The sequence below is a fragment of the Psychrobacter sp. CAL346-MNA-CIBAN-0220 genome (genome assembly GCF_040309805.1).
Taxonomy (GTDB): Bacteria; Pseudomonadota; Gammaproteobacteria; order Pseudomonadales; family Moraxellaceae; genus Psychrobacter.
In genome coordinates this window covers 400,349-412,694 of the sequence record NZ_JBEOPF010000001.1, presented here as the reverse complement: position 1 = coordinate 412,694, position 12,346 = coordinate 400,349, and the positions used below count along the sequence as shown (strand labels likewise).

General features: G+C 41.8%; 4 protein-coding genes and 1 tRNA gene. 2 read left to right on the top strand and 3 right to left on the bottom strand.

Translation table 11 applies throughout. From position 1 onward, the window contains the following. Positions 1-9: 9 nt before the first annotated feature. Both AAEY88_RS01615 and AAEY88_RS01610 read right to left on the bottom strand, forming a co-directional pair. Positions 10-4,446 (bottom strand): UvrD-helicase domain-containing protein, encoded by a 4,437-nt coding sequence (locus AAEY88_RS01615; RefSeq protein ID WP_350558096.1) that lies wholly within the window; start codon positions 4,444-4,446, stop codon positions 10-12. A 67-nt stretch (positions 4,447-4,513) separates the two neighbouring features. After that, entirely contained in the window at positions 4,514-8,887 is a 4,374-nt protein-coding gene (locus AAEY88_RS01610) for an exodeoxyribonuclease V subunit gamma (RefSeq protein WP_350558093.1), read from the bottom strand. A 719-nt stretch (positions 8,888-9,606) separates the two neighbouring features. On the opposite strand from AAEY88_RS01610, the gene AAEY88_RS01605 reads away from it, so the two are divergent. Together AAEY88_RS01605 and AAEY88_RS01600 are read left to right on the top strand one after the other, a co-directional pair. Then, positions 9,607-10,410, top strand: a complete 804-nt coding sequence (locus AAEY88_RS01605) for a hypothetical protein (protein WP_350558090.1) — start codon at positions 9,607-9,609, stop codon at positions 10,408-10,410. Between the two features lie 63 nt (positions 10,411-10,473). Then, positions 10,474-10,549 (top strand) — tRNA-Arg (locus tag AAEY88_RS01600). Between the two features lie 534 nt (positions 10,550-11,083). Here AAEY88_RS01600 and AAEY88_RS01595 read toward each other — a convergent pair. Beyond that, entirely contained in the window at positions 11,084-12,148 is a 1,065-nt protein-coding gene (locus AAEY88_RS01595) for a 2,3-butanediol dehydrogenase (RefSeq protein WP_350558087.1), read from the bottom strand. Positions 12,149-12,346 lie beyond the last annotated feature (198 nt).

Genomic DNA, 12,346 nt, shown 5'->3' with positions numbered 1-12,346 from the left:
CTTAATACATTAAGCGCTTGGCATACCAAACATCTCGTCTAATGCTTGTACCAAGGTAAATGGTATTTGCCATTGAATACGTCCATAATTGTGCGTTCCTTGAGCACTAATGCCGCGTAAGAATACATACTCTACCGCACCTAGGTATTGCTCTTCATTACCCTGATAGTCATGTAAACGTAAACCTAAAAAACGATGAAGAGCAACTTGATAGATAGCGGCTTGTAACCAGTAACCCGCTTTATTCATAGCAGTGCTTAAATTATCCTCATTATAATTGCTTAGGCTATTTCCTAAGTAATTACTTTTATAGTCCACTACATAATACTTGCCTGCATATTCATAGACCAAATCAATCTCACCGCGTAGATAACGATAAATATGATCAGAATACTGGGCGGTCAGTTGGATATGCTTTTCAGGTTCATCTGGTAGATATTGTGTAAAAACCTCATTGATACGCTCAGGGGTAAAATCCTCTGACAGTCCCATATTAAAGCCCAGCTCAGCAATACGCTGTTTAACCGGTATGGCTTGTAGCGGCTGACCAGATGCCAGTAACGGCGCGCTCAGAACATCGGCTATCCACTCTATCAATTCATCATGGGCGGCTCCTAACTGGTTATCAGCCGTTGCTATTAACTCAGTACCGCTACTTAACGATTCATCATGCTCTGATGGCACTGTAGGTAATGATAGAGGCGGCGTTTTATTTTTATCCAATCGTTGTTGGTAATCAGCACTGGTATAACTGATAGGCAATTGATATTGACGAATGCTTTGGTCAATAATGTTTGACCATTTACTTTTGTTAGTAAAATCTATTTTTTCAAAGATTTCGTGCAAAAAAGTCCCAGCATTAGCACCTTTAACGAAACGAAAACGAATATCATCTATTGTAATTAGCTCGCCAGCAGTATTATCATCGTCTTTTTCGTAAGTGGCAGATGACCTATCGCTTAATAACGCCATGCTATCGGTCAAGTCTAAATCGTCCTCTACCCCGTCATCAAAAATAGCTAACGCTTGACCTTGTTTGCTTAACTGACGTGACAAAGCGGTAAAGCTAGTTTTTGCCCAGCCTTTAAAATAATGTGCTTGTATCTGCGCATAGGCGTTGTGATAATCAATGCGAATAACATCGCTAGGTATGGACTCCAAATCAGCATGATTAGCATTCATTGCTGCTTTACTAGTGTTTATAACCGCTTCAGCCGATGATTCAATAGTGTTGTAGTCTAGCCAGCCAATATAATCTTGCAATCGCTCTGGCAGCATGAACTTATGATCTTGAGCGCTCAACCACTTCAAGCTTGGCTTACGTTCAGCATCCGTTTTATTATGGCCATCTTTGAGTACCATATAAAGCTGCTCACTAGCACGGGTAAATGCCACATAGCCAAGCCGTTTCAATTCTTCATAGTTTTCGGTAGTTTCAAATTGCGCATAGTAATCTACCGGCAACTCGCCTTTAGCAGATTTGCTATGGGGCTTACCCTGACTGGCAGATAAGCGGCGCTCTGTTTTATTATCCTCAATATCATGATCATATAAATACAGCTTATGCTTGTTACGGCCACCAGTTTTAGAGCTGGCGTTAGGACTAGCGCCATCCATACCTATTACATAGACTACCGGAAACTCCAAGCCTTTTGACTTATGAATAGTCATGAGCTGCACACCTGACTCGGTCGGAAGCGGCTGTTGTTGTGCCCATTCAGGGATACGCTTGCTGTTCATATTTTTCTTATACCATGCCAGCAGCTCATGTTCCCCAATATGCATACCATGCTGCGCTAAAATATCTAACAAATGGCGTAAATCCATTAAATAACGGGCGCCATCTTCTAAGTCAGCAAGGCCCACCCAAATACTTTGGCTCGTTGTCCGATTGGTTTTTTGCTTGGCCATGGGATTGCGACCAAACAAATAATGTAGCGCTGACAAAATACCATTGTGTTGCCAATGCGACGCTGCCGTCTTTAGATAGGTTTGGAAATCTTGGTAACGCTGCTTAAGACGCGCCTGCTCAGCGTCTGTATGTTCTAGTACTGTATTGCCCTGTTCTATGTTTACTTGCGCTGTATGATCCTCATCCGTACTTAACATCAACGCTTGCACATCATTAAGACTTAACTGATAAAAGTGACTGGTTAATACGCGGTTGATAATATCGCGGCGATGCGGACGTAACATCGCTTCTAATAAGGCAGCTAAATCAGCAGCGATGGGCGTATCAAAAACATTATTTTCTGCGGTCTCAAGAGTAGGTACGCCAAGCTTACTCAGCATATCTTCGACTTGTTTTAGCTCATGCTTGCGGCGACCCAGTACGCCAATATCACTTGGCTTAAGCGCACGACCCTTTATAGTTTGCTGACTGGCCAGCAATGCTGCAATATGCAACGCCGTCAGCTCAAAGGCGTTGTATTTTGCTTGTTTATCATAAGGCAGGTGAATAATACTGACCGGATGGTTAGGTAAGATAGCAGGGGTTTCTGCTAAGCCAGAATCTGATATAGCCAACTCTGATTGTTGCCAAGAGGCATGGATATCGGTATTTGCCGCAGTGATATGCTGATAGTAAATATCCTTACCTAGCTGTGCCAGCTGATCCGCACTTTGCGAGCCTGAGTCTTGGTCGGCGTTGTCTGCAGGATTAGCGCTACCAAACCAATGATTTAACGCGGTAATCAACCGCTCATTTGAACGTCGATTCACATCGAGGGTCATCATATGCTTAGCATCGAACCGCGCTTTCATAGCGTTATAATTGGCAACATCCCCGCCACGAAAACCATAGATAGCTTGCTTAGGGTCTCCTACTAGTAATAAAAAACCACGATTGGTATTTTTAGCATGACTGTCTTTAGCATCCTTAAGATAAATGCGCTCAATCATACGCGCTTGCTCACCATTGATATCTTGCGACTCGTCAATCAGTGCCACTGGATAATGGTGACGGATATAACGTGCCAGCCGCTCGCCTTGCTTACCAGATAACGCTTGGTTTAAGCGAACCATTTGTAGGGCAAAGGTGGTCTCGCGCCGTGCTTCTAATATCGATGGGAGCTTTTGGCGTACCTTAATGGCAATATCACGATTCAACTTCTCATTTAACGCATCAAGATAAAGCTCAATCTGCTCAGCATAATCGCGCAGCGTTTTTAGCGCTTGTATGCTTTCAAGATTAATAAATGTTAAACGCTCTGGTTCTTTACCCTTATTAAAAACCTTTCCACCATCTTCTTTACTAATAAAAGCATTGGGTAGTTCCGTATATAGAACGTCAGCCTTATTCTCTAAATGGGTAAAAAACGCGATACCATACTGGCGGATAGCTTGTTGAATAGTGACAATAGATGCTATGTTTTTACCAGTTTTACCTGCTTTGCCAAATCCTTGCGTCGTACGGTATTCAATATCAAAATAAGGCGTGATATCTTTTAAATCACAACTTTTAAAGTTATCTAATGCCTGCTGATAAGCGCTAAAATCGATAGCTTCGCCCAGCTCAACCTCTTCAATAGGTGTTGAGATAAACTGGAGGGCTTTTTGTGCAACAGATACATGATCAGCAGGCGCAGTTAAACGATTGGTGTGTTGCAATAGCGCATAAATATCCGGCTGCTGGTAATACATATGACTTTGATGTGCGCGCACCGCATCGTGAATGATACTCTCTATCACAATTTGTTCATGGTCACTGATTTGCATCCCTTGCTGATGACCAGTCTCGGCACTGTACTCCGACAGCCACTTTTGTGACAGACTGTCTAACGTACCCACAAACAGTTTATCTAACGTGGTTAGCACCAAAGCACAGCGCCTAATAGCATCAGCTAATGGATAATCTATCGCATTATCTAATAAATATCCTAGCAAATAGCTATTGATAGGATCGTCAATAAGATCAGCATTACCTGCCAGCTTCGCTTGGGTCTCGAGCCACTGCTGTCGAGCTTGACGCTGCTCAGGACTTACTTTTTTATTAGAAGCTTCAGATTTATTATTATCTTTATCTTCTCTAGCTTTTTTATCAACATCAGCAGTCTTACCATTAGCCTTTTTAACACCATCAACTATCAGCTGAGGATAGAGAATACTGTGCGTGGCAGGATTGACTTGTAGTTTACTCAACCACTGTAATAACTGATAAAAATCAACCAAGCGGGCATGAATACGTTCGCGCATCTCGGCAGCGGCAGCACGAGTAAAGGTTGTGGCGATAATATGTTCAGGCGCGCGCTTCGCTTCAATCAATAAGCGCAGTACGATGCCAGTTAGCGTCCAAGTCTTGCCCGTACCCGCTGATGCTTCTATTAGATACTTACCGTTTAATGGCACACGTATGGCTGGAGGTTGTTGCATTTTATCAACTAAGTTAGCAGGTGAAACCTCAGCCGTGCTATTAGCTTTAATGCTATCGTTATTATACTGATCCATAAACTTATCCATAAAAGGCGCTTGTTCAAAGTCTTACAGTTTGAATATTAATTATTAAATAAAATTTTTATAATGGCTTTAGGGCGTCATTCATTGCCCCAAATAAAGGCTGAGCCAAAGATGGCAAAGCATCCATTAACTTGGTAAAAACGTCTTGTTTATAAAGTAGGTATTGCCACAGCTCATGTTGCGAGCAAGTATCATAAACCACATCGCTGTTATAGCCCGACCATAGCCAGCTATCAAAATCACTACGTTTGGGCTGGTAAATAGTGTCTTTGCCTTGAGCAGCGCTCACTTTATCAAGGTAAGTCATCGCATGAACCGGCAATATCGTTATTGGTGTACTGCCAGCAATATGAGCAAACCTTATCCACTTAAGCAACTCTGCTAAAGCGGCTTCATACTCTATAGGCAGTAGTAAAAAAGCAGTCTTACCTTTATATTTATTATGTTCATCACTAGGTTTATTAAATCGCCAAATACTTCTACCGTCCTCAGCAGCCACTTGCGCCTCAGTAGTACGCCGTGCCACTTGCCAATAAACATGTGACAACCAAAAGCGTAGTAAATACTGCGTGCGGGCGCTATTGGGCAAAATATTGAGCCAAAGTTCAGGTGATGTTTGTTCTAATGTCGATTCTGTTTCCGATTTCGATATTGACGCAGCATCATTTACAGAATTACTTCCTATCGGAATGGTTCCTTTGATTTGCAATTGACTGTGAGCATTTATATTAGGTGCTTGAACGGTAATCATGGTCTCAGCACAGGGCGTTAATAGTGTGCTGATGCTTTCATTATTGCCATCACTGTTGGTATCAATGCCCAACTCAGACAGCTGTTCAGCAAACTCTTGGCATTGTTGGGTAATTTTAAGCTGCTGATACTGTAAGGTTGATTGACGCGCCACACCTGCTGGCATAACAGAGTTATACAATAGACGGTTTAACGGTTTAACAGCTTGATTGCTCGCGCTATTACCCTTACTAGCACTCTCATTGCTGTGTAGTTCATTGAGGAGTTGCGAATTAACCTCGTAAGCACCCAAGCCTGACAAGGATAAAGGCTCTTGATGCGCCGTATCATCTTCAGGTAAGACGACATGCACTTGCTGTTCTCTTAAAAAGTGCTTCGCGGGATGACGTACTTGGTAGTATAAGTACTGCATATCAACTTGAGTAATATCAAAGCGATCATCAGTCTCATTAGCTGACTTGATACGCTGGGCAATATTGGCATAATCCTCTTTGCTAGGTAAATTAACCTTGATAGGGTGCCTAATATCAGAATCGTCTTGAGCCTGCAAACGTTCAAACACGTCATGCCAAACTCTCGCTGGAGCATTGGTTTCTTTCTGACTGAGCTTTTCTTTTTGCATCGCCTGCTCTAATAAATGCATAAGCGCTTGGCCATTATCCTGACTGTCGTCTTGGCCATCAGCTTGATTACCAGATACTGCTGTATGCGCATTTATTTCGGGCTGGATAAATATTTCTGACGCAAATGGCAATGCAGGATGACGGGTGACTAACCACTGCTCGATAAGCTTAGGCAGATAACGCTGTACTTGTGCGGTCAATGCGGCTTCATTATCGCTAATCTCGTTGCTATCATTGTTATCATTACTTAATGCTTGTTGTGCATTTTTAAGTGGATCCCATTGCCATTGCACCTCCCCTTGTAAAAATTGCAATAATTCACTCACAGGATTGGCGGGTAGATGCTCATGGGAATCGGTCAAACGTTGGCCATTATAAAAAATCCAGCAAGCATTACGAGCGCATAGCAGGGCATCTAAAAAGGCCCCATTATCGTCGTCCTCACTAAATCTATCGCCACGTTGTGCTAATCCGGCTTTCATTAAGTCATAACGATTATCACGGTCACGATTCGGAAATTCGGACAAATCCATATTGAGCATGACCACCAAACCAAACGGCACATTACGTAGCGCGCCAAAACGCCCAAAAGTAATCACGCCAGTCGGCTCGGCACTGACTTGTTGGCTCTCGAGTTCATCCTCAATACTATCAAGCATAAAGTTAAGCTTGAGCGGTAAGGTACTGACTTGCGATAGTCGTGCTTCAACCTGTCCTGCTGTTAGCGTGTCATTTGAGGTAACATTAGTCTGAACATCACTGTCAGCATGGTAACGCTGATAATGACGGTTAGCGCGTAGGCTACTCTTAAAACCATTCATAGCATTAAAAATAGCGCGCATGGGACGTGTCTGATCAAGTGCGCCAAAATAGGGATGAATAATATGACTCTCAATACTATTTAACCAATCCTCAGCCTTATGACGCGCTTGGTATTCATTTCGACAAGCATGAAGCCCAGCATGAACACGGCATAACGCTTCAATTATCGGCGCATCTGCCAAACTAATTGCTGAGATCGGTATCGTTTTTTCGGCTAAAGTATCATCTTGCCAATTATTAGGATACAGACAATCACTGATACCCGCTTCTGGCATCACTAATCCCAATGCCATTTGATCTAATGCATAAGCAAAGCTAAAACGATAATCGTAATCTTGCGCATCAAGTGTCTGCTGGAGATGTGCTTCATCAAATCCGCGGACAAGGCCTGCTTGCTCTAACAGATCGCAAGCACGGCGCATCTGTTCATGGGTCAGTCCAAGACTTTCGTAAAGAGGCGGTAGCATTAACCAATCTAATACTTCAGCAGCTTCAAATCGTGCGGTCTCACTACCTAGCAGACCATAAAATCCGCGTATTGCTTCCCATAATTGTCTAATAGATTTATCGACCACCCCTGTCACTTTCGCTGGCAACGTTAGACCATCCTGCCCTTCTCCACTAACAAAAACTGAATTAATCAGCTCATGGTGATGATCAACATCAGGTAACAGTACTACGATATCGGACAGATGACGTGGTCTGCCGGTATTATTCGGCTCGTTTAGCCAACGTCCAATCATGCTGCGCAACACTTCAAGTTGGCGTTGTAAGTTATGACATGAATGAATACTTAGGCTATTATCGTATTGCGATAATTGCCATTCACGAGACTGTTGATGGTGCTTATTAGCTAAAGTATCATCGCTATACCATTGATCTGAACTTTGATTCTGAATTAAAGATTCATTGCTTAGGCTATTTTTGCTATTACTCTCTTTTCCTTCTCCATCTTCTAAATCAAGTTGCATTTGCGAACTTAAAGCGGCGCTCAGTCGCCCAGCGGTCGTTTGTTGAGTAGCGCTCTCGTCCAGCATCAATACATCCTGCTGTAAATGTGCTAACAAACTTAACGGTTGTACTGAACCTGAGTCTGACAACATAGGAGATTGTTGTTCATCATTTAAGTCAAATTTATCTTGCCAATCAAGCTTGAAGCCGTCTTTATTTTCATTACCTGAGAGACTTGCCAGCATCGCAAACGTCTCACGCGATTGCTTACCGAGGCGCGATAACAAAGTATGCCCATAGTCCCGTAGGAATACACTTTCTGGGTTGATTACTTGTTGACGCTGTAGCCACTGCTTATCAACAATATCTGCCCAAAATAGCTGCGAGGGATTATAATGCAACAAGGTAATATCAATATATGTTGATAATCTTTGTAAGAAATTTAGTTCGTTCTGCGGCAGCTGTTGGATAGTAAAAATATGCAATTGTGCGGGCAATGATCCTTGAACATCTACCCCGTTATCGGTATTAATGTTGCTATCAGTGCCCGACATAATCTCCCAAAACCGGGTTTCAATAGCAGCACGGTGTTCATAGACGGACGCAAATAGCAGACGCCATAGATGACGCTGCGCAGCTTCAAGCTCCATATAGTGAGCGACCAGCCATTCAGGCGTTGCCGTGGCATACTTATCAAATTTCATGGACAGCTCATCTTTTGCTGCTACCAATGCCTCTGCATCAACGGCTTTATCATTCGACCATAACGTTAACCAATCCTCACGGTGGGTTAGATAACGGCTAAATACCCGCGAAAAATCAGTAGCTAATGACCACAGTCTCACATCTTGCTGACTGCGATCCGACTCTTCGTCTAGTAATGCTGATAACAATGGATATAGAGGATGACTGTTATTCCCCATAATTTCAGTTTGATAATAAGTAAAATAACCAAATAGCCGCCATTGCATCACCGATCCGGTTAGCACGGCTACCTCAGGCACGGTAATAACCTCTTGGTCACGCTGCTCGCTCTCCAGCCACGAATTATACTCAGCCAAGACTTTTTGCATCAGGGTCCACTGGTACTGTCCCCAAAACTTGGTGGTTACCAAAGTGCTGATACCAGCTTGACTGGCTATAGACTTATCCAGCCAATCGCCCAGCACCATCGAGGGTACAATAACGATAAACTCTTCAAAGACAGACTGATTTTTAGATTTATAAGCGGTCAGTAACTGCTCAACCAAGCGTTCGGTACGGTGCGACTGAATAATGGTAAACATAGATAATAATCTGATTATGATAATGAAATATGAGGGCTAATAAACACCAGCTTCTATAGAGAGTAGCGATGAATTAACGGGGGGTATGATGGTTGTGAGCATGTTAACAAAAAGCGTTACAACAAGATAAGAGGTAAGTGCATCTATATTTAGCTGTCGTTCCTATTCTACATTTCTGTTAAGATGTGTCTTTTTTATTATCGAGTCATGTCTGCTTATTAGCGGCTTTAGACCTCATAGTTACAAACAATTATGAAGATATATATAGCATTATAGTGTGTCACTGATATTGATCATTTACTAGCGTATCAAAACAAATATAAGAAACCTTACGACAACAAGTGTCGCTCAGTACCGGATACATAATATTAGAATACTTAAAACATGAGGCCTGTCCGCTACCTAACTTTTTAGTCTTTTCATTTCAAATAATGAGATAACGTTGACACTGTATACTGACGTCTGCCTATAACAGCCCATAATGTCACCGCTCCTAGCTAGATTATCGTTATTAGCAACACTAGTTAATAACGATATAATCTTTAGTAATTAGTCAAACCAGTGCGAAACCAATAAAGACTAATATTGGAGCCATGAGGTCCGATACTTTTGCTGATATATTGGCAGATTTGGTAAAGGAGATGCGACATTATCGCGACTAGTTGGATTTAGCTTTAACGTCATCCTAAAACAATAAAACAAGAAACGAGCTGTGAAATATGAAAGACTACAAGCTGCTATTGGTTGGGCTTACCTTATTGCTGCTGATTATTTTCATTGGTATCTTTGCTTGGCTATGGAATAGCAATCGCAAAAATATAGATCCATTACCGATTACAGTCAGTGAAAACGGCCAATCGTCTACTAATAATGAAGATGACTCAATGACGATTGCCACCAATATCTTGTATGTACAAGCAGAAGATAGAGTACAATTGCCGCTAGATGACGTCATTGCCCGCTTTGAATCCCGCTATCCTAAGATACAAGTGCTAGCGCACTATGTACCTGCCAACGCCCTATTCACCCTACCCGATACCAGCACCTCCAACAATGAGCTTTCGGCCTTTATCGTTAATATTGATATAATTATTGCTGATGATAAACTAACCCAAACCCGCTTGACTTCTTTGCAAGCCACAATTAACAATACGCAATCTGAGCCTAATCAAAGTAAAATTAATGCCAATGGTATGGTACAAGATAACGGTGATGATGCAACGATAAGTAATACTAGCAAAACTGATGACAATGAAGCGCGTAATCTAGCCTCTTTTAGCTATGCAGTAAAAGGCACACAAGCGGTCGATGGCGTCATCTTAACGGACAATCCCGTTGCTATAAACTTCCGTAACTTTTTATTATCGAGTGCGGGACAAGATATCTTAAAAAAGTATGACTATGGTAATATTGAGGGTTATAAAAACAGCGTAGACGACTTATTTAACCCTACCTCAGGCACTAAGACTGCCACAGGTAAAAAGTCTGTAAAAGTCGCTGATGCGCTTAGTAATGGCAAATAACCACTGCTTACTTTTCATTGATTGCTTTTTTCAGCACTTTTTTTTACAATAGCACTCCATAACGCGCCTATAGCTCAACAGGATAGAGCAGTTGCCTCCTAAGCGATCGATCCGAGTTCAAGTCTTGGTGGGCGCACCAATCATTGTATTTAGCCATAACCTCGCATTACCTAAAACTGCTTAAACCCTCTGCCTGATTAGTATCATGTCTTTATTCATTAGTATCCATTACCTACTAGCATCACTACAACGTTGTTAAAAGTTTTAACTCAGCATGTAATGTTGTTAAAAAAATACCAACTTGCTGCTAAAGACTCTAGATGCCTGTAAAAAGTAATCGCTAAGCAGTCGGTACCGCAAAAAATCACACGCCATATTGAAAATTATATGATATCTTTCAATAATTTATGTCACCAGCTAAGCATTTTAAGCCATAAAAAATCCTGAAAGCTTTTATCATCAATGTTTTTAGAACTAAACGGTTTATTTAGAAATGTCTTATGGCTTTGTTGATATTGGGGTTTCGACAGTACTTTTAATACCAAGCAAAAACGCCAACCTGAATGGTTGGCGTTTTTTAGTTTAGATTGATTAATTTCAAGGCACAGACTAGGATGATGTGGTTAGTTCAATAACCTTAATCTGCGGAAGCTAACCCTTTCACCTTATTGGTTTACAGGTTTGGGTTTACAATGATTTTCACCGCTGATTCATTGTTATGAATTAAAGTCTCAAAGCCTTTAGAAATCAAATCATCTAATTTGATACGTTGAGTAATAAAAGGCTCAAGATTAACTAAACCGTCTTCGACCAATTTAATGGTTTCTTTGTGGTTGTTTACATAGCCGATAGTACCACGTACATCAAGCTCTTTCATGACCACACTATGTACATTTACTGAAGCTGGGTGACTCCAGATAGAGACAATCACTACCACACCAGCTGATTTGGTGAGCTCAACCAGCGAGTCCAATACCTCATTGACGCTAGTGCATTCAAAGGCAATGTCTGCACCACGATTATTAGTAATCTTCATGACTTCTTCAGTCAAATTGACTTGAGTAGGGTCTAAAACATAATCGGCAACGCCACTTTCTTTAGCTTTTTCTTTACGTTTGGCACTTAATTCGGTAAGGATTACGGTAATACCTTTGGCTTTTAGAACCGAAGCCAATAACAATCCAATCGGACCACCACCACCGACTAAAGCAATATCACCTGCCTTAGCACCACTGCGCACAAAGGCATGGTAGCCAACTGCTAACGGCTCAATCAAAGCTGCTTGATCCAATGGGATTTTATTAGAGATAGGGTGTACCCAACGGCGTTTAACCGCAATTTTTTCAGATAAACCACCTCCGCGACCACCTAGGCCGATAAAGTTCATATCCTTCGATAGGTGATAATTCTCACCAGGTGCGGTAGACACATCATCGGCAATAATGTACGGTTCAACCACAACGTGCTGGCCGATTTCAATATCATCAACCCCCTCGCCGATAGCATAAACGACGCCTGAGAACTCATGACCCATAGTAATGGGAGCAGACTCTCCTGAAATCGGGTGAGGATGACCACAAGGAGGAATAAAGATAGGACCTTCCATAAACTCATGCAAGTCAGTACCACAAATACCGCACCAAGCAACGTCGATACCAACGGTGCCTGGTTTTACAGTGGGCTCTGGAATGTCTTCAATACGGATGTCGCCTTTGTCATAAAAACGTGCAGCTTTCATATAAATCTCCTTCGGTTATCATTAGAAAAAGTAATGAAAAATATGAAATTTACTTACCACTATCATGCCCAGAGCAGAGTTGAATTGTCAAGTATTGTTGGGTAAAACGAGCTATGATAAATGAAAGTTATTGTTTGAAACAATAATATAAACCGCATTCTAAATGAAGGTAATCAGCTGGATAAGTCCTAGCAACTT

Bases quoted from the DNA above. Each gene is read 5' to 3' on its own strand.
- AAEY88_RS01615 (WP_350558096.1), bottom strand. From the start codon at position 4,446: ATGGATCAGTATAATAACGATAGCATTAAAGCTAATAGCACGGCTGAG.
- AAEY88_RS01610 (WP_350558093.1), bottom strand. From the start codon at position 8,887: ATGTTTACCATTATTCAGTCGCACCGTACCGAACGCTTGGTTGAGCAG.
- AAEY88_RS01605 (WP_350558090.1), top strand. From the start codon at position 9,607: ATGAAAGACTACAAGCTGCTATTGGTTGGGCTTACCTTATTGCTGCTG.
- AAEY88_RS01595 (WP_350558087.1), bottom strand. From the start codon at position 12,148: ATGAAAGCTGCACGTTTTTATGACAAAGGCGACATCCGTATTGAAGAC.